We start from the raw sequence: 23,202 nt of genomic DNA, 5'->3' as shown, positions 1-23,202 counted from the left end.
GTGGAAAAGGAGAAGGAAATAGTTCGATAGATGATGAAATTTCGAGGGACTAACTAGGATTGCGGACAGATGGATTTTCATTTTTGACAGGGGGGACAGGAATGAAATGGTTGATTGCTGATCGCGTCATTATCGGAGATGGGGAACATGTAATCGAACAAGGTGCTGTCGGGATTGATGAGAGAGGAAAGATTGTAGCAGTAGGGACAGAATCGGAGCTTACAGATTCCATTTCGGAAGGAGAGGTAAAGCGGTACAGCGGATGCTCCATTTTGCCAGGCTTGATCGATTTACATGTCCACATCGGGTATTGGTGGAGCAAACCAGACTCCACTGAATATCGCAATAACGATGGACTCGTGGCTTTACTTGCGACAGCGAACTTGAAAGAGGCACTTTCTTTGGGGGTCACGACGATCCGCGATGTTGCAGCACCGGATGGATTGTGCAGTACACTGAAGCTGGCAGCTAAGAACAAGTTCATTGTTTCCCCTCGTCTTTTTCAGGTAAATCAAGGGATTATTATGACAGGGGGGCATGGCTGGCAATTAGAGGGTGCCCTGCGAGAAGCAAATGGTCCGTGGGAAGTGCGGACAGCCGTGCGTGAACAAGTGAGAGCAGGGGCAGACTGGATCAAGCTCATGACGAGCCATCGTACACCAACACCGGAGTTCACACAAGAAGAGCTGAATGCGGCGGTTGATGAATCGCATCGTTTGGGACGGAAATGCTGTGTGCATGCCTCACTCCAACCAGCGATCCAGATGGCGATTGACGCGGGATTTGATACGATCGAGCACGCTACGCATATGACGGTGGAACAGGCAGAACAGATGAAAGAAAAAGGACTGGTATGGGTACCGACCATGGTCACCTTCTTCCAGATTGCTGATTATTACAAACATATTTGGAATGAACAGCAACAGGCGAATCAAGGTATATTGAGCGAAGGACTTATTGAGCAGGGGGCCTTTTTCATCGAATCGGAAAAGGCGTACCGGGAGAACTTCGCACAATTAATAAATACAGGCGTAAAGATCGCTACGGGTACCGATATCGTATTGGACGGCTATCCGGTTACACCAGTTGCAGAAGAAATCAAGCTGATGGTCGAGCTGGGGATGGAGCCAATTCGTGCGATTCAGGCTGCTACCCAAAATGCTGCTGAAGTGCTGGACCAAGGAAGTAAGATTGGTACGTTAGCGCCAGGTTATTTTGCAGATTTGCTAGTGGTAAAAGGTGATCCGCTACAAGAGATAGAGGTATTGAAGCAAGTAGAAGAAGTGTTTCTTGAAGGAATGACTGTCTATTCAAAGAGCTGATGGGGCTGAGCCTTGCTCTTTCAGGTTTGTAACGGCGGTTGTACTGGGTGTTTGACTATTTTTTGCCAAAATGGGTATTGGTTTATTGCGCGTGTACCAGGGCGGGCATAGGTTAATAACGAATGATCACAGAAAAAAGGAGTGAGAATCGTGAACTATGTAGTCCGTTCGGGAGATACGCTGAACAGCATCGCGGCTCGTTTTGGTGTATCCGTTCAGGAATTGATCCGCGTGAATAATATCGCCTATCCTTACTACATTTACGTCGGTCAAAATTTGTACATCCCGATTACTCCGACACCAGCTCCTGGTGCAGATGTCGAGCGTCGCTTGAATCGACTGGAGAATCGGGTAGATGCGCTTCGCGAAGACTATCGCAGGCTGGATAATCGGGTAGATCGGTTGGAAAACCGTGTCACTCGTCTGGAGCGTGCCATTACGCCGGCACCACCTCCGCGCCCACGTCCGACGGGTACGCCACGTCCGACCGGTACACCTCGTCCACGCTGAGCAGCCGGATAGATTGCCGAATAATTTTCCACACTTCGCAATTTCCTCTTCGCCTGATTCTGCATAAAGTGATACGAGAGGATTAAGAGGAGGTGCGGCCATGCTAGGGTTAAATGGAAAAAACATCCGACACCATTTCATGGGCGTCTATGGAAAAGTGGTACAGATTCGTGAACTGGTGGATGTGATCGACCAAGTTTTTGACTCTGTAAACAAAGTGGGCGACATAGGAAAGGCGATGCTTGGACCTCGTAAGGCAAGTGCCAAAAAGCTCGACAAGCTGAGATGAATGGCAAAACAAAAAAACCGCGTCCATAATGGAGGCGGTTTTTATTTATGGTTTATTCGTAGTTCATAGGGGCAGACTCTATCATCAGAATAACTCATCTGAAAGAAAAAGTCTACTCTTTTTTCGAAAAATCCCTTATATTTTTGGAGCTGTTATCAACTGACTTCAAAAAGGGGAGTGCAATGGAGATGGAAAAGGAAAAGCGCCGCGTAGGACTCATTACGGGTGGAGTGCTGATGGGGTTAATCTTGTCATCGTTGGATCAAACGATTGTCTCAACAGCCATGCCGACAATTACCAAAGAGCTGGGAGGTCTATCTCTTTATAGCTGGGTGTTCGCCATTTATATGCTCACATCGACCACGAGCATGCCCATCTATGGGAAAATGGCAGACTTGTTTGGAGCGAGAAAAATGTATTTAATCGGGTTGTTTCTGTTTCTCTTAGGATCTCTTCTGTGCGGCTTGGCAGATTCCATGACGGGTCTTATTGTAGCGAGAGGAATCCAAGGCTTGGGCGCTGGGGCATTAATGCCGGTTGCGTTCATTATTGTGGGTGAGCTGTATCCACCCGAAAAGAGAGGCAAATTTCAAGGCCTTTTCGGAGCTGTCTTTGCCATGACGAGTATACTCGGCCCCTCGTTGGGAGGAATTCTCGTGGAGCATCTGCCATGGGGATGGATCTTCTTTATCAACCTTCCTATTGGTATCGCTGCCTTGTTGATCATTGCCCTAGCCTTTCGTGAACAGCGGCACTACGATAAGAAGCCTGTCATCGACTGGTATGGGGTGATTAGCTTGAGTGCATCCATTATTCTCATCCTTCTGTCCCTTGTCATGGAGGGCAGGGAATACAAGGTCGGGTTAGGGGGAGCAGGTATCTTACTTCTCGGCTTGTTCATCTGGATTGAAACCAAAGCAAAGGAGCCCCTGCTTCCGCTTTCCTTATTTCGCATCCCGGCCATTGGATATGGCAATCTTGTAGGATTCTTCGTGAGTGCCGCTTTGTTCGGGGCAATCGCATACATCCCTCTGTTCGTCCAAGAGGTACGGGGTGCTAGTCCGTCAGAAGCTGGATTCCTTTTAGTGCCACTCATGTTGTCCGCGGCGATTTCTTCAACAGTTGGGGGAAGATGGATGGAAAAAGCTTCATTTCGAGCGATTCTAATTCCCAGCTTATTCATCATGGCGACAGGCTTTTTCCTTCTGAGCACGATTGATGTAGGGACAACCAACGCACAGCTCATCAGCTACATGATTGTCACAGGTCTAGGCATGGGGGCAATCTATCCGGCACTTGGTACAGCAGCACACAGCGCAGTAAAACCGCAAGATCGGGGCGTTGCCATGTCGACATCGCAATTATTTCGTTCCATTGGGGGGACGATTGGAATTAGTGTGTTTGGGAGCATCGTAGAATGGCGGATGCGGGCGGGATTGGTGTTTAGTGAAGCTTTGCACGACGTCTTTATTACTGGTTTGATTCTGATCGGTATCAGTTTGATAGCCAGCGTCCGACTCGGCAATAGTCGATTGCTCGACAAAGAACCCCGCCATTCGCATCCATCAAATAGCGAGGTTCCCAAACAATAGGTTTACGGTTTTTTATTCATGCCTTCCATGGCCATCCGAACCATTTCTCTGACCATACTGCCGCCCAAGCGTCCTCCGATTCGACCGGCATCATGAGAGGTTAACTGTCCATTGTAGCCGGGCTGCAATGGAACATGAATTTCTTCTGCGACCTCGAATTTGGCCTGCGCGGGATCAGCAACGTGTGCAACCTGCGCTTTTAGGGCGTCCAGTCCTTTTCTCGCCTCGGGGACGAGAGGGCGTTTGCGTCTGCTCATGGTAGATCACCTCACGCCATAGTGTGCCCAATTAGACGAGTGCTTTGCGCGAAGTAAAATCAGTCTCCTGATAGTAAGTATTAGCAACGAGCAGATTCGGTCCTGCACATCCAGCAGCAGGGCAGAAGCAATTGATCTTCTGGTTCAGCGTGTGTTCTTGCCATTTTTCAAACATCGACTGAAGCTGATCGGTTTGAATGTTGCCCAATGGCTCTACATCCCCGAAATCGGTCACGATGACATCGCCAGTGAAAATGTTGATGTTAAGACGATTGCGACCATCTGGATCATTGCGAGTCGTCACATTTTTCGCAGAGCGCAGTCTGCTGATCAATTCCCTGTCTGCTGCTTCAGGACTACAAGCGAAAAACGGAAGCGTCCCGAAAAGCATCCACAAATCTTCATTACGTACATCGAGCATCCGATGAATGGCTTGACGAAGCTCATCGAGTGAAAGGACATCCAGATCGCGTGCAAAATCACTCGCGTACATCGGGTGTACCTCATGACGCTTGCTGCCCATCTCCTGAATCTGTCGGTGGAGGGTATCGAGCTTTGTCCATGTGCGATGATTCAGCATTGTTTCGGCTGAGACAAATACACCTGCTTCCGAGAGCTTGCGTGCATTTTCCATCATCTCATGAAATTGTGCTTCCGCTCTTTTAATTGAAACCGGCTGCCGTGCTTTTGCGTAAACAATATCATGGAATTCTTCGGGAGTAGACCAGTTCCACGAGATATGCATGACATCGATGTAAGGCAGGATCAACTCATATCGAGAAAACGGCATAGACATGTTGGAGTTGATTTGGGTCCGCAGCCCACGATCTGCTGCATATTGTAGAATAGGCGCGATCACAGTTTTCACGGTGCGCTCGCTGTACATCGGTTCTCCGCCTGTTATACTGATAGTAAGCAGATCTTTTGCTTCATCGAGACGACGGAGTATGAGATCGACAGGGAGAGCGGGATCGTCTTTGTATCGCAATGTATCACCAACCGCGCAATGCTCACAGCGGAGATTGCACAGATTCGTTACAGTAAACTCGACGCTGGTAAGTTTATAGGCGGGGGGTGTCGCATTGAACAACGGCTCCCATGGATCGTGTAAAGGTGTTAATGGTGTAGTTGGAACCATGCGGATCAATTGTGAAACCTCCTTCATTCTGCGTACAACTCAACCTATTATAACGACATTAGGGCGGAAGGAGAATAGCTAACGAGATGATTATGGGGATGTCTTTTGGACGCGGTGTGCTTTTTCATGATCGAAATGTGCTGGCTTGCGCGGAAGTAAAAGACGGCGTGATTCATATGTGGGCGGAAAAAATCACATTGAAAACGATTGGGAAGCTCTGGTACCGAATTTTTTTCTCCTTTCCGTGGTACTATCAATTGTTTCACCTCCTGCTTGCTGGTTATGTTCTGGCAGCGATCGTGAAGCCTGACTGGGCCATCATCGATCCGATGTGGGCAGCTGTATACATCGCGGGCTTTCACTTTGTTTTTCCGAAAAAGATGAAAAAATTTCACGGTGCAGAACATAAAGTGTTTAGCTATGGGGGAAAGAAGTCGATAGCAGCACTGAAAGAGATTCAGCGGGCAAATATCGTGAATGACGGTTGCTCGACGAATCTGGTCGTGTGGTTTTTTACGGGGTTCATTTTGTCTGTATTCTTTTTACCCTTGGAATGGAGCGTCGCATGCGGGGTAGCAGGACTGCTTGTTGGCATGCTCGGCGATCGCTATGTGCGTAAATATTTCGGTTTTCTTTACAAGCTGTCGGCTTTCTTTCAAAAATACAGCACGACCAAAGAACCGGATCGGCTTCATTTAGAGACAGCGATCCGCTCGTATATGCTATTTGAGCACATTCGCGAGGTAGATCGATTGCAGAATGCTTCATAAGGAAAAAGCGGTGTTTTCACTATGGATACGCCGCTTTTTTTGTTCCATGCACAGGTCAGCAGCGTTATTGAATCCTGAGTAGTATTCATAAAAAACAGGGAGGATAGAAGGTGCATATGCGCCCTCGACCTCCCTTTTCTTATTCCTACTCCCGTTCGAGCGGGCTTTCTTCCAGTTGGCGATACATCTTGCCTTTATCCACATATGATTGGCGAATGCGCACGAATTCTTTCAAGTCTTCCTCGTTGAGTTCGCGTTTTACTTTTGCTGGGTTGCCGACAACGAGCGAGCGAGGTGGCACCTTCATGCCGGGAGGAACGAGTGCACCCGCAGCAACCATCGCTTCTTCTCCGATTTCCGCACGATCCAACACAATCGCGCCCATTCCGATCAATGCGCCGCGACGTACCACGCAGCTATGTAAAACGGCGTTATGTCCGACGGTCACCTCGTCTTCGAGGATCAATGGGTTGTTCGGGCTTTGATGCAGGGTGCTGTTGTCTTGTACACTGACGCGTTTTCCAATGATTGTCGGAGCGATGTCCCCGCGGATCACGGTGTTGTACCAAATAGAAGAATCCTCGCCAATTTCGACATCGCCAGAAACGACGGAGCCTTTTGCCAGGAAAACAGTAGGGTGAATCTTCGGTTTGATGTTTTCAAATGATAAGAGCAGCATAGTTACCTCCTAATCAATGAGTAAGCGAGCAATCTGTTTGCATCGGGCGCGGATGGAAAATAGAGAAACGACCAGTTGCAGGATCGCAGTCGATGACTGTCCCGGAGAGCTTGTCTATCTCATGTGTTTGATAAAAGAAACGAATTCCACTTATTTCTTGGTCGAGATCATGTTTGTCCGCTTCCGTAATGGCGATGCTATATGTATAGCTGCCACATCCCGTCGTAGTCGGGACGAGTCTGATTCCGAGCTGTTCAGCATCCGATTCTTCCGCGATCATTTGTGCAAGACGTACTGCCGCAGTTGGAGTAATGGTGATCATCGTCCTACCTCCTTATCGCCTATCTATTGTACTACAAATGGAACCTTTGTGACTTAAACCATATAGTTGCCTAATGCTTTATTCGAGCTTAAAGCCCGTACCACTAAGGTACAGGCCACCACATTGTAAACTCAAACAACTCTATGTCCATTATAAATGTTACCGCACAATTTCCCCATGATAAGCTCGCTTTACGAGGGGTAATTCCGTATGTTTGTGTTCTGTTGTGCAACCTTTTCTTTTAACATAGCGATTAAAAATAAGGAAGCAAAGATGGAGATAGCCACGCCAATCGTACCGAACCATGTAATCGACGACAGGGAAACTTGCTCAATCGCAATGCCTCCGATACCTGCCCCTGCGGCCATCGAGAGCTGCATCATGGATTGATTAAGACCAAGCATGATCCCTGAATTATTCGGTGCAATCCGTACCAAATTAAACTGTTGCGTAGGCCCGGAAGACCATGCAGCGAAAGACCATAGTACCAAAATGGCGATAACTGTAAACGGTTGAGGCGAGATAGTAACAGTAACTGAAAGCAAAATGAGAGCTACAACGTGCAGGATCATTCCACCAAGTAAAGTGGGGGAGACTCCCCATTTGTCAGTGCTGAAACCACCCAATTTGGAACCAATCAGACTAGCTACACCGAAAGCCAATAAGGCGCCGCTCAACAAATTCTCATTTATGCCTGCTACTTCGAGAAGATAGGGTGAAATGTAGGTATATGCGAGGGAATACCCACCCAGCCAAAAGAACGTAATCGATAAGCCAAGTGCGACCTTCGGGTTTTTCAATAATGCTAACTGCTTGGACAGAGGTACTGGCTCATCCCCTTGCACTTGCGGGATCGTCCGGGACAGGACAAACATCGCCAGAAGTCCTGCCAGCGCAATGATACCGAAAACGGATTGCCATCCAAATGCAGCCGCCGCTGTGCGTCCGAGGGGAACACCAATGATTAATGATGCGGTAAATCCCATAATGACGGTTGCAATCGAGCTTGCCTGTTTACCTGCAGGAGCGATCTTGGACGCGATATCTAACGCAGTTACAACAACCATTCCCGCTCCTAAAGCCATAATCACACGGGCTAGAACAAACAATTCAAAATTCGGCATAGCGAATGACAATATATTAGCTAACACGAAAATACCTAGTGCATTAATGAGAAGCCTCTTTCTATCCATTTTCGCAGTTAGTGCCATCATGATCGGGGTGAAAATTGCATAAACAAATGAAAAAATAGTAACAAGCTGACCCGCAGCCGTAATTGAGATGCCCATGGTACTGGAGAGTTTATCAAGGATGCCTGAAATCACGTACTCGGATGTCCCAACTAAAAAACTAACCAATGCCAAAAAGTAAACCTTCCATGTATTCGACATGTATTTCACTCCTGTTAAAATATTTGCATCTTTGATCAGATATGGTCCAATAACGCTGAACTAAACTACAAAATATTGATATATCGAGATATATCGAAATGTACTTTTGAAATAAAACTGAATACTCCATGAAGCATTCAGCTTTAATTCGATCATATTTGACTACTAAAAAAGGCTCCAATTTCACGTATTTTTTCTTCGTCCCTGGTATAATACGTGTATTTGCCAATACGCTCCGTCTTGATAAGGCCGGCTCGTTGGAGAATGGACAAATATTGGGATGCGGTTGATTGGGTCATATTCAATTTCTCAGTTATCTGGCTGACGCATACCCCGATTTTCCTCATATCAACTCCTTCATGGGGCGTAAAATGTTTTTCAGGCTCTTTTAACCAATACAAAATTTGAAGTCTAGACTCGTTTGACAGCGCTTTGAAAATTTCAATTGGATCCATACGCATAATTATATCGAGAATTATCGATGTGTAAAGACCTCCGATAGAAAATAACGAATAACCATACTCACTAGCCTTCCAAATCCTGCTTGTTGACCATGTGTGAGGCATGTGATAGAGTAAATGTTACTGATTCTGATGTGCAGGAAATGTGGGTAGTCGCTGCTGCAATCGTTTCGACGATTGGCGGTAGAGGAAAGTCCAGGCTCGCCCAGGCTGAGATGCCTGGAGTGTTCGTACCTGGTGCAAGCCAGGGCAGTGAGGTGCTAAGCCTTGCTGACGGCGTGGAAAGGGCTCTCTCTGAGGCCCGAGTACGCTGAAAGTGCCACAGAAACGTAGCTTTTCTGGCGACAGAAAAGATGGAACGCGGTAAACCCTGCGAGCGAGAAACCCAAATTAGGTAGGGGAACCGTCCTGAAGGAATCAAACGGAAAGGACGGATGGTATCTTCGGATGCCATAGATAGATGGCTACCGCTCTTGGTGCGAGGGATTGCCCCGCTTGAAGCACGGGAGAGACAGAACCTGGCTTATAGCATTTCCTGCTGGAATGAAACGTAAAACCACCTGACCTCAGGTGGTTTTTTTACGTTCTGCGAAATATCGTCAACCCGCTATCTATCAATGTTTGAAACACAGTGGAATGATTTACCGTGAACAAGCTTTGAAACTTTTTGGGATATCTTGTCGTCTAAAAAGAGCATTCGGCCGAAGAAAACAGTTCTACTGTGGACTATTCCATCATTTCTTCAAATGGGAGTGTCTGCTGGAGAGAATGAAACTGATAACACTGTTACATTGATGGAGGGGTTTATTTTGCAAAAAGAAAAGAATCGAGCAAGCAAGGATCTCAAAAAATTATTGGCGACAGCGGTTCTGGCAGGCTCGCTTGCATTGCCGGGAACCGGATGGGCTGCTACGGCACTGCCATTCTCCGACATCGGGGGAAATGTGAACAAAGACGCGATTCTGAAATTGAATTATGCAGGTGTTCTAAAAGGTTATACCGATGGCACTTTCAAACCGTATAAAGAAGTGACGAGAGCGGAGTTCGCCAAAGTTGCGGTGCTGGCACTCGGGTACACAGATGCGCAAGCAAAGCTACTTCAAGGAAAGACCGTATTTAAAGATCTGCCAGCAGATCACTGGGCAACAGGATACATTAATCTTGCGGTATCCCAAGGCATCATCAAAGGTTATCCAGATGGAACCTTCAAACCAAACAACAATGTAAAAATTGCGGAAGCGTTAACTGTTTACGTTCAAGGCTTGAAGATTGATGTACGTCCATCAGCCTCAAGCGAGTGGTACATCCCGTACTTGCTGGAAGCGGACAGAGCAGATATTTACGATGCAAAGGAAACACCGACAGCAGCAGCTCCGCGTGATATCGTTGCGAAGTATACCGATCGCTTTATGGAAACGCCTGTTTATGCAAATGGCGCGTACTACGACAAAGATGGCAATGCAAAAGGAACTATTCAGAAGCTTCAAGTAGTGAAGGGCGCAGTCGCTTCGTATGACAAGTCTGGCAAAAAGCTGAAACTAGTTGGACAAAACAAAGAAATCGAAATGGCTGATTCCGCGCAAGTGTACGGCAATCTGGTCGTAGGCGCGCAAGTGGAATACATCACGAAAAATGGCCGAGTGGCTTTCCTCACCGTTGTTACTTCTGACTCCGAAATAGTCGAAGGAATCGTGAAGACTGGCCTTAATTTTACAACGGCTGTAGGCGATGAAAAGAAATTCAAGGCAATCGTCAATGGAAAAGAAGTCGTTTTGGAAGTAGAGGATGGCGTAAATGTAAGCCGTTCTCACATCGGCCAAAAGTTTGTGGCAGTCGTTGGTGACAATGGCAAGATCAAGTCCATCACGATCAGCGACAACACAACAAAAGGAATTGTGGAAAAAGTATCTTCCGTGAGCGGTTCCAACTCGAAGAAAGAGCTGAGAGTAGACGGTACGACCTACACTTTGGATTCCAAAGCAACGATCAAAGGTAAGGCGCATCCAGAGGCAAAAGCAACAAGTGCTTCGTTCTCTGACATCGAAAAAGATGACTTGGTCGAGCTGACACTCAATGTGGACGGCAAAGTATCTGAGCTTGTTTACACGAAATTGAGCTACACAGATACGATCACCGTTGATACAGACAAAAACCTGATTCGCGTTGGCGGTGTCAATTACGAGGTGCATGAAGATACAGAGCTGTTCGTAGACGAAGACGAAGTAGATGAGCTGGATGAGTTGACGAGCGGCCAAATTGCAGTGCTTACGTTTGACAAGAATGGAAATCTGATCAAAGTAGAGCAAGGTGTAGGGGCAGCCACGAACAAGCTGGTCTCGGACACAACTGCGTATGCATCAGGAAAACTGGCAACTGTCAAAATTGACGGGAAAACCTACGATATCTTGACCAACGCGAAGCTGACTGTCGATGGCAGCTCCGTATCACCAACAACGATTAAAACCGATCAGTTTAATGACCACCGCATCCTTACATGGAAATACAATGTTGGCACGAATGACATCGTGGAGCTGGCTTTGGAAAAGCAAACCGTAAAAGGATACGTGACGAAAAAATCCGGTTCCAAAATTACTGTGAACGGGAAAGTGTATGAGCTCTTGTCCGGCGTCACGATTGACAGCGATGCAGCATCCAACGACAAAGAGTACACGCTGACACTCAACAACGCTGGCAAGGTAAAAGCCATTACAGGTGCGCCTAGGAAAGTAAGCGGCGTGGTTGACTCTGTTGAGGTTCGTAACGATGACGGCAAAGTGACTTCCGCAAAAGTAGAGGTTAACGGCAAGACGTACGATGTAACGGATGAGGATGCGATTGAAGACGTCGATCAATTCGAGTACGTGACATTGACCCTTGATCGTGAGGGCGATGTCATTGCTGCTTCCGTCAGTGGAAAGCTGGCGAAAGAAAACGTGAGTTTCGTCGGAATTGAATCCCGTGTGAACAAAGACAAATACGTATTTTTCGATGACGTATCGACGAGCTTGAAGATGACGGAAGACGCGAAGATCAAATACTACAACGGTAATGACTTGAAAGAAAGCGATCTTTCCTCCAAGGACAAAGTGGATTTGTGGACAAATGACCAAGGACATGTCTATGCCATTGTCGTAGCAAAACGATAAGAAAATAGAAAAAGGCGATCTCTTTCTCCATTCGAGAAGGGGTCGCTTTTTCATTTGCTGGCATCATTTTTAAAAAGCATTTAATTGAAAATGGTTTTCAATTAAAAGAAGATGTGTTATATTCATATTGTTTCGTGAAAAACAAAAAGAGGAGTGGTTTTGATGCAGTTCGATTACGAAGTGATAATTGTTGGTGGTGGACCAGTTGGGATGATGGTGGCTGGAGAGCTGGCGTTGGCTAAAGTGAAGGTGTGCGTGCTTGAGCGCTTAAAGGAAACAACCCCGTATTCACGGGCACTCACTGTACATCCGCGTACACTTGAAATCCTGGATTTGCGCGGGCTGAAAGCGAAATTACTTGATAGAGGAAAGCCGATTTCGACGGGGCATTTCGCAGCGCTTGATACACGCTTGGATTTTTCTGTCTTAGATTCTTCCTCCAACTACACCCTGATTATTCCCCAACATGACACTGAGAAGATACTGGAGGAGTGGGCAAAAAGTCTAGGGGTGGAAATACGCAGAGAAGTGGAGGTAATGGCCGTACACCAAGATCAGCACGGGGTTCAGGTTGAGGCTTCAGGGCCGAATGGAAAGGCAGTGCTTACGGCACGCTATGTGGTCGGTGCAGATGGCGCTGCCAGCATTGTCCGCAAGCAGGCAGGCATTCCGTTTGTCGGTAAGAATGTGACTTTTACGGCTATGCAAGGGGATGTTGTTTTAAAAAATCCGCCAGAATCCGGAAGTTTTTCCCGCTTTAATGAGCAAGGTTTGGTCATGATTGTACCCTTGCCAAAAGGGATGCATCGTGTGGTGCTGATCGATCCCGAGCGAATGGCTGTGCCAAAGGAAGAACCAGTTACACTGGAGGAACTGCGCGCTAGTTTGCTACGTATTCTTGGAGAAGATTTTGGGATTTCCGATCCGTTTTGGATGACTCGTTTTGGCAATGCGACCTTGCAAGCTCAGCGTTATCGGGAAGGACGGATTTTCCTGGCGGGAGATGCGGCGCATATTCATTTTCCAGCCGGAGGACAGGGGATGAACGTTGGCTTGCAAGAGGCAATCAACCTGGGGTGGAAGCTGGCGGCCCATTTAAAAGGCTGGGCACCGGATTGGCTGTTGGATAGCTATCATACGGAGCGTTTCCCCATTAATACCGCATTGCTAACGAATACACAGGTGCAATCGTTGCTGTTCGGTAGTATGGAATTCTCCCCATCCATTATCGCTTTAAGGAAAATGGTGTCCAACCTGCTGCAAATACCCGAGGCAAATTATCTGCTGGCTACCCAAATCTCTGCGTTCAATGTCCAGTATGAACCGGTTGGGGAGATGCAGCCGCATGTATTGAATGGTCGACGTTTTACAGAGTTGAATCTGCGTCTGGAGAACGGTGAGTGCCAGAATGCATACGAGCTTTTTCATTCCGGGTCATTCCTCTTGCTGCATTTCGGCTCAGATGAACGATTGGACGATGCTCTCGATTGGTCGAAATACAAGCATGTCCATGTAGTTCGCGCTTCGCTTGCTAAGGGAGCTGCTGATTGGCGTGACGTGCATACAGCGTTGATTCGACCGGATGGATATGTCGCATGGGCTGTTTCCCAAAAGGAGTCCAATCCGATGGAAGCTATTCGGAAAGGAATCACCCACTGGTGCGGACATGAATGATTGAAATGCGATTGTTTTGCACAAAACAAAATGGAATTGTTTTTCTCGAAACAATCAGTATATAATGGAGAGGAGATGAGATGGTAATCTAGGAGACATGATATGCAAAGCACAGAACTTTCCAAGCAGCGGATCATACAGCTTTACATACAGCTAGTCACGCAGCAAGAGCTGCGAGAAAGCAAATTGACTGCGCGAATGGCAGAGGAGATGCAGAAGCTGGAATCCGAGATGGGGATGAAGCTAAACCTTACCCTATCCGAAATTCATTTCATTGCCTGTATCGGGGATCATGGTCCCATCAATGTCACCACGATTTCGGAAAAAGTCAATTTAACGAAAGGGTCCATAACACGGATCAGCAAAAAGCTATGGAAGCTTGAGTTAATTAAAAGGCAACAGCTGGTTGATAATAAAAAGGAAGTGTACTATCGGCTAACCGCAAAGGGACAAAAGCTGTATAAGATTCATCACCAGTTGCATCAGGACATTGAACAGCGATTTAAGAGCTTTCTGGATAAATACACACCAGAGCAATTAGCATTTTCCCGCGAACTGCTGGAGGACTTGCTGAATTGGGATTTCTGATATCGTAGACAGAGGGGCACCATCACACTGATGGTGTCCTTTTTATTGTCTCGGGGTCTTCTTGACAAATGAAACCATTCTTCATACAATTTGGTCGATCGATCAATTTTTTGGTTATTTGATCAAAAATGAGCATCAGGAGTGGAATAGAAATGACTGATTCTTTTATTGCCGAGGCTAGAAGAGAGCAGATTGTTCTTGCTTGTATTGATACATTGGAAGAGGTCGGCTATCACAACTTAAGCTTAACGAAGGTAGCAAAAAAAGCCAGGATCAGCACAGGGCTTATTTCTTACCACTTCCATGACAAGCTTGATCTCATGAATCATACTTTGCAGTTTCTGGTAGAGAAGCAACTTGATTTTATTCGTAGGAACGTTGTGTTATCACATTCTGCAACAAAAAAACTGGAAGCTTTTATAAAGGCTCATCTGACCTATCAAGAAACCCATTATAAACATACGATTGCCTTGATTGAGATTGTCTTTACTGCCCGGAATGAAAACGGGGTGCCTTATTACAGAATGGAAGACGAACAGGAAGAGGACGGACTAAGAACGATATTAGTGGATATTCTCAAGGAAGGCCAACAGAACGGGGATTTTACGTCATCCTTTCAAACAGAAATAGTCGCATCTTTTATTATCGGGGCGATCGAAGAAAGAATGCTTAAGCCTGATTCATCTATACCTATGGAGCAATACGCCGTTGAGCTCGTAAAAATGGTGATGAAGCTCATTGTCTAACGATACCGTTGAACTTTTGGCAACGAACAAAGGAGAGGATCGTATGTCCGTTTTACCTCATATGAAAACGGCGGAGACAAAAAAACGTGCCGTTTCATTAGATCTGGCCAGAGGAGCTATGTTACTACTTATTGCACTCGCGCATGCCCCACTGTATCTGTACGCGCTGGAACCCGGGATCGTTCACAGAATGGAAAGTCAGAATTTCTTTGATCAAGTTGTCAATCTTTTTGGCATGCTTATCATCGATAACAGAGCGAGAGCGATGTTTGCCGTTTTATTTGGTTATGGTTTGGTACTGGCTTTTGATAGTCAAATGGCGAGAGGAAAAAGAGATGCTTTAAAGGCGGTCCGGAAGCGTTCCTGGTATTTGATAGTATTTGGAGCCGTTTTAGTGGTGATCATTGGCGGTCAAGATATTTTAATGGCCTACGGGGTGGCTGGACTTCTTGTCAGTTGGCTGTTAACACGTGAAATCAAGACTCTGATCCGAACCTTTATTGTTATCACGGTATTCTATATTATCGCAAATCCGATAATGTGGGGCTTTACGATGGAATCCATCGGTGATTATGGGTTTCCTCCAGAGCTTTTAGCTACAGACACCTATCTTAGCACACTGATACTTAGCTTGACTTATTTTCCGTTTGTTCCCTTTTTTATTCATGGTATGTTCCCGATTATTCCGTCTGTTTTGCTGGGTATGTGGATTGCCAACTATCAATTATTAACCAAGCCTGAGCAACAGTTACGAACACTTTCTATTATAACAACGATCGGCTTAGCTGTTTCCATACTAGGAGCACTGCCTGTAACTTTTATTGGGAGCATATGGAACCCAAGCTTTTTTCTCGCTGGTTTCGTTTATGGATTCCACATTTTAACTGGAATTGCTGGAGGATTAGCTTATGCGGCTTTCTTTGGAATCATTGGGGCAAAGGTAAAGAAAGCGGGTCCTTTACTCCAGTCGTTTATGGCTTTAGGAAAACGTTCCTTGACATTCTATGTATGGAATGAGGCGATGCTGGTTTTCTTCTTATCACCAGTAGCACTTGATTTAGGGGGACGCGTTAGTAACGGAATGGCTGCTTTGGTTGCGGTTGGAATTTGGATTCTCTCTCTGCTATTGGCCACAATTTTAGAAAAATACAAGCTGAACGGACCATTAGAATTCCTAATGAGACGAATGGTACATAAAAATAATAAGTAGTAACTTCTCATTTGCGCAGGAGTAGTGCCTTCTTTTTTCAATCGATTATAATAGCGTATAAAAGCCATTTATGGTTAGGAGAAAGAGGGAACCTTCATGACTTATACCACTCAGGAAAGCGGTGTTTTTCCAGCAGTCTGTTCACTTGATTGCCCGGACCAATGTGGATTGCTCCTTCATAAAAAAGAGGGGAAAATCGTCAAAATTGAAGGGGATCCGAACCATCCGGTGACGAAGGGGAATATTTGCAACAAAGTCCGCAACATGACAGAGCGCATCTACGATCCCAAGCGACTCACGCATCCATTGAAGCGTATTGGCAAAAAAGGGAGCGGGGAGTTTGTTCGAATCAGCTGGGAGGAAGCTATTACCACCATAGCCGAACGCTGGCGTGCCTTGATCGACTCAGACGGTCCCGAGAGCATTTTGCCTTACAGCTTTTACGGGAACATGGGGCGGATTAGTGTGGAAGGCATGGATCGCCGTTTTTTCCATCGTATGGGGGCTAGTCAACTTGACCGGACGATATGCAACAGTGCAGGGGCTGTAGGGTACAGCTACACGATGGGCGGAGCGTTTGGAACAGATCCGGAAGACACTGTTCATTCCAAGCTGTTCATCATGTGGGGGATCAATACGGTTAGCACGAACATGCATCAAGTGGTGTTTGCGGAACAGGCTCGAAAAAATGGAGCGAAGATCGTCGTGATTGATGTCCACAAAAATCAGACGGGTCGCTGGGCTGATTGGTTTATCCCGATTTTGCCTGGAACAGATACGGCTTTGGCTCTGGGCATCATGCATGTCCTATTTGCAGAAAACTTGGTGGATTCAGCCTTTATGGAAAAGTATACGGTAGGACATGAAGAGCTTAAGGAGCATGTCCGTACCTACGATCCTGATACCGTATCAGCCATAACAGGTGTCCCCGTCGACGATATTTACAAGTTAGCGAGAATGTATGGCACCACATCACCGTCCTTTATTCGCATTGGAAATGGCATTCAGCATCACGACAATGGTGGAATGTGTGTAAGGACGATTGCTTGTCTTCCGGCCCTGACAGGGCAGTGGCTTGTCAAAGGTGGTGGGGCCAATAAAGGGAATAAAGGCTTTTTGGAGCACAACAAGCTTGCCCTGCAGCGACCAGATTTGCTGGCAAATAAACAGACGAGAGTCATCAATATGAATGAACTTGGAAAAGCGTTGCTCGATACAGAGCCGCCGGTTAAATCGCTCTTCGTCTACACGAGCAATCCGGCCATTGTTGCACCAGAAGGAAACAAAGTAAGGCAGGGCTTGGCGAGAGAGGATTTGTTCACGGTCGTACATGACTTATTTTTGACGGAGACGGCTCTTTATGCGGATATCGTTTTGCCTGCGACGTCCTCTTATGAAAATACGGACTTTTACACGTCGTATTGGCATCATTACATTCAACTTCAGCAACCGGTGATTGCCCCATTTGGAGAGAGCAAGTCCAACACGGATGTTTTCCGCTTGCTGGCTGCTGCCATGGGATATGACGAACCTGCTTTTCAAGACAGTGATGCAGAGATGGTCAGACAGGCGTTGGTGGGGCATGGCAATCCTCATCTGGAAGGAATCACGTATGAAACTTTGGTCGAAAAACAATATGCCAAAGCAAATTTGGAACCTTTCTTTTTGGAACATCTCCCAACTCCAAGTGGCAAAATTGAGCTTTACTCGCAAGCAATGGCAAAACGAGGGCTGCCCCCATTACCGACTTACACGCCATTGGTCAATGATGGGGATTTCCCGTATTTATTTGTCCCGGGGCCTAATCACAATTATTTGAACTCCACGTTCTCGAATAATGAGAAGCATAAGAAAATGGAGAAAATACCACGTTTGCATATGAATGTGGCAGATGCATCTGCATCAGGCATAAGTGACGGAGATACGGTCCGCATATGGAATGAGCGGGGAGAATGCGAGCTAGTTGTATCGATAGGAGAAAATGTTTTACCGGGAGTGGTGGTCAGTCAAGGCTTGTGGGCTGATGCCCCTCACTCAAAGCATTATGTAAATGCGCTCACCCCGGATCGCATCGCGGACATGGGTGGAGGAGCTACCTTTTTTTCCGGACGTGTCGACGTGGAGAAGGTCATACGATAAAAATCAGCGAGTGTCTCGATTGTAGCCGGACACTCGCTGGTTACTTTTATTACCCGAAAGGATAGGAAGGGTTATAGCGAGGGAGTTGTCCAATGATCATAGTTGCTGTAGAACCAATTCACCTTAATTATTTTTGAGCTTTACACAAAAGCAGCATGTCTTTAATGATATCTACGACAACATTTGGCTGATCAATATGAATGGCATGTCCAGCATTTTCAACGATGATATGCTTGCTGCGGGTTGATAATTTCGTAAGCTCTTTATGTAAGTGGACCCAAGCAGCCATAGATTCGGGATTATGATGAGGTTGTAATGTACCCGATACGACAATGAGTGGCTTGTTGCCAAGTGATTTAGAATTCCGAGCTTGTTCAAAGCTTTCTTCTATTTCTTGAATAGAACCTTCAAGAACAAACTGACCATAGTACGCTGCTTGAACTTCTTCAGAGAACAAAGGAACCATGACTTTATTTTGATCTTCATGACATGGATCTAATAAAATCACTCCGGCAACCTCTTCTGGGAATGTACTTGCATATAGTCGAACATTCAATCCCCCAAAAGAGTGCCCGACCAAAACGTAAGGGGGAGACACGTTTGCTTTCTGAAGCAAGCTTCTAAGATTCTCAATGATTTGCTGACTATGACGAGGTCTTTTATTACTTTCACTTTCCCCTATACCTGCTCGGTCATAAATGAACATCCTAGTATGCTTTGAAATGTCACCACCAATCGAACTCCAGTAGTTCAACGTACACCCATAACCAGAATCAAAAACCACCGTCGGAAAATCACTTATTTCACCAAAATATTTAAAACATAGTCTAATTCCACCGATGTCGAGCTTTTGACTCATTTCATTTATTCCAATGTCACTCATTTTATCTCCTCCAGATTTTTTCATTTGGTTCATTTCCACAAATTATGCGATCATCCCTTTTTTGTAAGGAACTTTAGTTATACCCTTTGCATACAAAAAAGTGTCCCTACTGCACATAGCAGAGGGACACTTTCTTATGTTACCTACAAAACAAAGCTGACGACGACACCAGACAAAAGACTAACCAGCGTGGCACCGAACAACAGCTTCAACCCAAAGCGAGCAACCACATTGGATTGTTTCTCATTCAACCCTTTCACCGCACCAGCGATAATGCCGATGGAGGAGAAGTTCGCGAACGAAACGAGGAAGACGGAGAGAATTCCTACTGTACGTGGACTTAGTTCAGATACGACTTTGCCCAGTTCGATCATGGCTACAAACTCATTCGTTACGAGCTTCGTCGCCATGATACTACCAGCAGTCATCGCTTCTGCAAAAGGAATGCCCATCAGGATGGCAAAAGGAGCGAAGACGAACCCGAGCATTTCTTGGAACGTCCAGCCGAAAATCATACCGAACAAGCTGTTCACAGCAGCGATCAAAGCAACGAACCCGAGCAGCATTGCGCCCACGACTACCGCTACCTTGAAGCCGTCCATGATGTACTCGACGAGCATTTCGAAAAAGGACTGCTTTTCATTGCTTTGAATCTCCAGTAAATCATCTTCTTCGTTCACTGTATAAGGGTTGACGATTGATGCGATAATAAAGCCGCCAAACAGATTCAAGAACAGGGCCGTGACAACGTATTTCGGCTCAATCATCGTCATGTACGCACCGACAATCGACATCGAAACAGTGGACATGGCTGACGCGCAAAGCGTATACAGACGGTGCTCCGGCAAGGAACCGAGCTGCTTTTTCACAGTGATGAAGACTTCATTTTGGCCGACAATAGCAGAAGCAACAGCGTTGTAAGACTCTAGCTTACCCATGCCGTTAATTTTGCTCAGAACAAAGCCAATTGCCTTCATGATAATCGGCAAAATCTTGAAGTGTCGCAAAATACCGATCAGGACGGAAATGAAGACGATTGGGAGTAAGACGCCAAGGAAAAAGGACATTTGTCCTTCGTTTGCCAGATTGCCAAATACGAAATTGATCCCTTCCGCAGCAAAAGCAAGAAGCTTTTCAAACGATTTGGAAATGGCTGAAACGAATATATACCCAAACTTGGTATGCAGAAGAAGAAAGGCGAGCAAAAATTGCAGAGCAATCATGACGATGATCGGTTTGTATTTGACCTGTTTACGTCCATTGCTTCCTAATAATGCTAACCCGATCACGATGAATAAGCCAGCGATGGGAATGATGAAATTCATTACAACCTCCAAGAAATTAAATATTGCTAAACTTAAAAGGCAAAAAAACGCACTTCCCGACAAGAGAAGTGAAAGCGGTTTATATTCTATCATCCCGATAATATGATTGCAATTTATATGTATGTTCAGAATTATTGTCCGTTGGCGTTTGGAACGCTGAAATCGGGCGTACTAGCATAAGCCCACCACCATACGGTTTATGGAGGAGGTGAAATCCTTGGATGAGTTGCAGAGGCTCAAGCAGTTTATCACTTCAGCAGAGCATGTCTGGACTCAGATCGCGAATTCGCCGAGAGGAAAGCCTGTTTACACCGTAAACGGTGTGGATTACACACCATTGCCCGAAAAATACAACACTAAACGAAAAATCTCCCGTATTTTCCGCCGGTATTGGGGGAAGCAATTGACGGAAGTGATGATCCGGAATCTCCATTTGCGGATGCTAAAAGGTAAGCTCTGTGTTCCTTATCGTGACATCCCACCCTTTCCTGCAACCGTTTTGTCTTTGCAGATTAAAGTGAATCTGCCGGATCATCGGACCGTGGCTGCGATACTGAGTGGGGGAGGGAAAAAAACAAGAGTGGACTACCGGTTGATCCGAGTCGGCGCAACCAAAACGTTCACGATCATGAAACGCTCAGGCGAGCAGTTTGATCTGAGATATCAATCTCTTGCTACCATTCCCCTCAACCCGAAGGCACAACCCGTACGTAGAAGCAAGCAACGGGGAAAAAACAAAAAGTAACGAAAAGCTCCTCAATTCCCCCGAATCATAAGGGGCGAGGAGCTTTTGTTATCCTATCGGATTTTCGTATTGCTAGGCTCGAATGGAAATACGGTACTCCCGGAGCCAATAATCCAGTTGTCCAAGATAGGCGAACAACTGGGGTGTACTCATGAGCTGACCGAAAAACGGAATGCTCGAAGCCTGTGCATCTGACTCGGCAATTTTTCGAATCGTTGGAACATCTACCAGTTGAAGCAGTGGAGAGGAAGAGTCGTTTAAAATATCCAGTAGCCAAGAGCGAACGGCTTCCGTATAGGCGGGATTATGTGTTTTCGGATACGGGCTTTTCTTGCGATACAAAACCTCATCAGGCAGGATTCCTTCCATGGCTTTTCGTAAAATGCCTTTTTCCCGTTTCCCGTGCGTCTTCATATCCCATGGGATGTTCCAGACGTATTCCACGATGCGGTGGTCACAGAACGGGACCCGAGCTTCCAGACTGGCTGCCATACTCATTCGGTCTTTGCGATCCAACAGCGTGTTCATGAACCACGTTATATTCAAATAAAACATTTCCCGTCGGCGAGCTTCAATCGGATCTTCGCCTGGAAGATGTGGAACTTCATCGAGAGATTCCTCATATCGCATGGCTACGTATTCCTCAGGTTTGACCCAATCACGCAGCTCAGGTGATAGCCAGGAGGCACGTTCTTTCGTTGCTCTGGACCAAGGGAACGTTCCGGCATGTAGCAAGTCTTCTCGGTGAAACCACGGATACCCGCCAAATACTTCATCAGCGCATTCTCCAGAGAGGACGACGGTCGTCTCTTTTTTTATTTCGCGGCAAAACAGGTAAAGGGACGCATCTACATCAGCCATCCCCGGCAAGTCGCGGGCGAGTGTCGCTGTTTTCAAGGATTCGATCAAATCGTCCGTGTCGAACTCAATCGTGTGGTGCTGGGTTCCGAGAAACTTTGTAACGAGTTGGACATAAGGTTCATCCTCATTCGGTTGAAAAGCACTCGCCGTAAAATGTTTTCGGTTGTCGACGTAATCGATGGAGTAGCTGTGCAGGGTTCCGCGGCCCGTTTTTTGAAAATGATCTGCCGCAACAGCTGTAATAATGCTTGAATCCAACCCGCCTGACAAGAGGGTCGAAACGGGCACATCCGCAACCAATTGGCGTTCAATCGAATCCGTGACTAACTCCCTGACACGTTCCGCAGTTGTCTTTAGGTCATCCGTATGTGGGTGGCTTTCGAGTTGCCAGTAGCGCTTTTGCTTGACGCCATCACGCGTCACCAACAGATAGGAGCCGGGCCGAACCTCGTGTACGTTGTGAAAAACTCCATGGCCAGGCGTACGAGCGGGACTGATTCCGAAAATCTCCGCCAAGCCTTCACGAGAGAGCTCTGGTTTGACTTCGGGGTGAGCGAGCAAGGCTTTTAGCTCGGAGGCGAGCAGAAATGAATTGCCTCTTTGTGCATAAAACAGCGGCTTAACCCCCATACGGTCACGACCGACAAACAATCTTTGTTCGCGTTCGTCCCAGATCGCGAAAGCAAAAATGCCGTTTAGCTTTGACAAACAATCTGGGCCCCACTCTAAATACGTGTGCAAAAGCACCTCCGTATCCGAATGAGATTGAAAAGTATGTCCGCAAGCAAGCAGTTCTGCACGCAAATCCTCGGTATTATACAATTCACCATTGTAAATCATGGTGCAGGCGTGTTCGTTTTTGAGAGCCGACATAGGCTGCTGTCCGCCAGCAGGGTCTACGACCACAAGGCGACGATGACCGAGGGCCGCTCGAGGAGTCAGCCAAAAGCCTTCTGCATCAGGGCCTCGATCCTTGAGGCATTGGGTCATTTTTTGCAGAACATCACGTTCACCAGATAAGTCCTTTTCCCAATCAATCCATCCTACAATTCCACACATGGTATGATCACCCTTCTCCTGAAGCATTGCACACACAGCGTATGCAATTAGCCTAGCGAGGTTGTATGTCCAGAAGGGAAATGAGAGCAATATGC

General features: G+C 46.5%; 21 protein-coding genes and 1 other RNA gene. 13 read left to right on the top strand and 9 right to left on the bottom strand.

Going from position 1 to position 23,202, the window contains the following annotated elements; all coding sequences use genetic code 11:
• Window positions 1-101: 101 nt before the first annotated feature.
• From C7R94_RS14835 to C7R94_RS14820, 4 genes are all read left to right on the top strand, one after another.
• On the top strand, window positions 102-1,322 hold the full coding sequence (locus C7R94_RS14835; RefSeq protein ID WP_106782311.1) for a metal-dependent hydrolase family protein: 1,221 nt from the start codon (window positions 102-104) through the stop codon (window positions 1,320-1,322).
• 150 nt (window positions 1,323-1,472) lie between these two features.
• Complete coding sequence (locus C7R94_RS14830) at window positions 1,473-1,832, top strand: LysM peptidoglycan-binding domain-containing protein (RefSeq protein WP_106782309.1); 360 nt, start codon at window positions 1,473-1,475, stop codon at window positions 1,830-1,832.
• A gap of 100 nt (window positions 1,833-1,932) precedes the next feature.
• The gene (locus tag C7R94_RS14825) at window positions 1,933-2,121 is read left to right on the top strand and encodes a hypothetical protein (RefSeq protein WP_047068706.1); all 189 of its coding nucleotides are present in this window, start codon (window positions 1,933-1,935) and stop codon (window positions 2,119-2,121) included.
• A gap of 182 nt (window positions 2,122-2,303) precedes the next feature.
• Complete coding sequence (locus tag C7R94_RS14820; RefSeq protein ID WP_106782306.1) at window positions 2,304-3,713, top strand: MDR family MFS transporter; 1,410 nt, start codon at window positions 2,304-2,306, stop codon at window positions 3,711-3,713.
• 2 nt (window positions 3,714-3,715) lie between these two features.
• Here the strand turns inward: C7R94_RS14820 and C7R94_RS14815 are convergent, their stop codons facing one another.
• Together C7R94_RS14815 and yfkAB are read right to left on the bottom strand one after the other, a co-directional pair.
• Window positions 3,716-3,970 carry an alpha/beta-type small acid-soluble spore protein gene (locus C7R94_RS14815; protein WP_007724320.1) on the bottom strand — a complete coding sequence of 85 codons (255 nt, stop codon included), beginning with the start codon at window positions 3,968-3,970 and terminating at the stop codon, window positions 3,716-3,718.
• A gap of 31 nt (window positions 3,971-4,001) precedes the next feature.
• On the bottom strand, window positions 4,002-5,117 hold the full coding sequence (yfkAB, locus tag C7R94_RS14810) for a radical SAM/CxCxxxxC motif protein YfkAB (RefSeq protein WP_106782304.1): 1,116 nt from the start codon (window positions 5,115-5,117) through the stop codon (window positions 4,002-4,004).
• 77 nt (window positions 5,118-5,194) lie between these two features.
• Between yfkAB and C7R94_RS14805 the strand changes: the two genes are divergently transcribed.
• Window positions 5,195-5,878 (top strand): DUF1385 domain-containing protein, encoded by a 684-nt coding sequence (locus C7R94_RS14805; RefSeq protein WP_106782301.1) that lies wholly within the window; start codon window positions 5,195-5,197, stop codon window positions 5,876-5,878.
• A gap of 145 nt (window positions 5,879-6,023) precedes the next feature.
• On the opposite strand, the gene C7R94_RS14800 is transcribed toward C7R94_RS14805, so the two are convergent.
• The 4 genes from C7R94_RS14800 to C7R94_RS14785 all read right to left on the bottom strand — a co-directional run bounded on the left by C7R94_RS14800 (window position 6,024) and on the right by C7R94_RS14785 (window position 8,725).
• Entirely contained in the window at window positions 6,024-6,557 is a 534-nt protein-coding gene (locus C7R94_RS14800; protein WP_047068709.1) for a gamma carbonic anhydrase, read from the bottom strand.
• A gap of 13 nt (window positions 6,558-6,570) precedes the next feature.
• Window positions 6,571-6,879, bottom strand: coding sequence for an iron-sulfur cluster biosynthesis family protein (locus tag C7R94_RS14795; protein WP_106782299.1), 309 nt, complete (start codon window positions 6,877-6,879; stop codon window positions 6,571-6,573).
• Window positions 6,880-7,070: 191 nt separating this feature from the next.
• Window positions 7,071-8,270, bottom strand: a complete 1,200-nt coding sequence (locus tag C7R94_RS14790) for an MFS transporter (protein WP_106782297.1) — start codon at window positions 8,268-8,270, stop codon at window positions 7,071-7,073.
• Between the two features lie 152 nt (window positions 8,271-8,422).
• Window positions 8,423-8,725, bottom strand: coding sequence for an ArsR/SmtB family transcription factor (locus C7R94_RS14785; RefSeq protein ID WP_047069466.1), 303 nt, complete (start codon window positions 8,723-8,725; stop codon window positions 8,423-8,425).
• A 147-nt stretch (window positions 8,726-8,872) separates the two neighbouring features.
• Here C7R94_RS14785 and rnpB point away from each other — a divergent pair.
• The 7 genes from rnpB to C7R94_RS14750 all read left to right on the top strand — a co-directional run bounded on the left by rnpB (window position 8,873) and on the right by C7R94_RS14750 (window position 18,234).
• Window positions 8,873-9,262, top strand: an RNA gene (gene rnpB / locus C7R94_RS14780) — RNase P RNA component class B.
• Window positions 9,263-9,540: 278 nt separating this feature from the next.
• Window positions 9,541-11,877, top strand: coding sequence for an S-layer homology domain-containing protein (locus tag C7R94_RS14775; protein WP_106782295.1), 2,337 nt, complete (start codon window positions 9,541-9,543; stop codon window positions 11,875-11,877).
• A gap of 162 nt (window positions 11,878-12,039) precedes the next feature.
• Window positions 12,040-13,551, top strand: coding sequence for a monooxygenase (locus C7R94_RS14770; protein ID WP_106782293.1), 1,512 nt, complete (start codon window positions 12,040-12,042; stop codon window positions 13,549-13,551).
• A 102-nt stretch (window positions 13,552-13,653) separates the two neighbouring features.
• Entirely contained in the window at window positions 13,654-14,139 is a 486-nt protein-coding gene (locus C7R94_RS14765) for a MarR family transcriptional regulator (protein ID WP_047068713.1), read from the top strand.
• A gap of 152 nt (window positions 14,140-14,291) precedes the next feature.
• Window positions 14,292-14,885 (top strand): TetR/AcrR family transcriptional regulator, encoded by a 594-nt coding sequence (locus C7R94_RS14760; protein ID WP_106782290.1) that lies wholly within the window; start codon window positions 14,292-14,294, stop codon window positions 14,883-14,885.
• Between the two features lie 43 nt (window positions 14,886-14,928).
• On the top strand, window positions 14,929-16,095 hold the full coding sequence (locus C7R94_RS14755) for a DUF418 domain-containing protein (RefSeq protein WP_106782287.1): 1,167 nt from the start codon (window positions 14,929-14,931) through the stop codon (window positions 16,093-16,095).
• 96 nt (window positions 16,096-16,191) lie between these two features.
• The gene (locus C7R94_RS14750; protein WP_106782285.1) at window positions 16,192-18,234 is read left to right on the top strand and encodes a molybdopterin-containing oxidoreductase family protein; all 2,043 of its coding nucleotides are present in this window, start codon (window positions 16,192-16,194) and stop codon (window positions 18,232-18,234) included.
• A gap of 127 nt (window positions 18,235-18,361) precedes the next feature.
• Here the strand turns inward: C7R94_RS14750 and C7R94_RS14745 are convergent, their stop codons facing one another.
• Together C7R94_RS14745 and C7R94_RS14740 are read right to left on the bottom strand one after the other, a co-directional pair.
• The gene (locus C7R94_RS14745) at window positions 18,362-19,117 is read right to left on the bottom strand and encodes an alpha/beta fold hydrolase (RefSeq protein WP_106782283.1); all 756 of its coding nucleotides are present in this window, start codon (window positions 19,115-19,117) and stop codon (window positions 18,362-18,364) included.
• 143 nt (window positions 19,118-19,260) lie between these two features.
• Window positions 19,261-20,442 (bottom strand): NupC/NupG family nucleoside CNT transporter, encoded by a 1,182-nt coding sequence (locus C7R94_RS14740; RefSeq protein ID WP_106782281.1) that lies wholly within the window; start codon window positions 20,440-20,442, stop codon window positions 19,261-19,263.
• Window positions 20,443-20,650: 208 nt separating this feature from the next.
• Between C7R94_RS14740 and C7R94_RS14735 the strand changes: the two genes are divergently transcribed.
• Window positions 20,651-21,187 (top strand): DL-endopeptidase inhibitor IseA family protein, encoded by a 537-nt coding sequence (locus C7R94_RS14735; protein WP_106782278.1) that lies wholly within the window; start codon window positions 20,651-20,653, stop codon window positions 21,185-21,187.
• Window positions 21,188-21,259: 72 nt separating this feature from the next.
• On the opposite strand, the gene asnB is transcribed toward C7R94_RS14735, so the two are convergent.
• Window positions 21,260-23,107 (bottom strand): asparagine synthase (glutamine-hydrolyzing), encoded by a 1,848-nt coding sequence (asnB, locus tag C7R94_RS14730; RefSeq protein ID WP_106782276.1) that lies wholly within the window; start codon window positions 23,105-23,107, stop codon window positions 21,260-21,262.
• Window positions 23,108-23,202 lie beyond the last annotated feature (95 nt).

Origin of the sequence: Brevibacillus sp. NRRL NRS-603 (assembly GCF_003013445.1) — a bacterium.
Taxonomy (GTDB): domain Bacteria; phylum Bacillota; class Bacilli; order Brevibacillales; family Brevibacillaceae; genus Brevibacillus; species Brevibacillus formosus.
The sequence above is the reverse complement of the archived record's forward strand: the minus strand, read 5'-3'. Positions and strand labels throughout refer to the sequence as shown.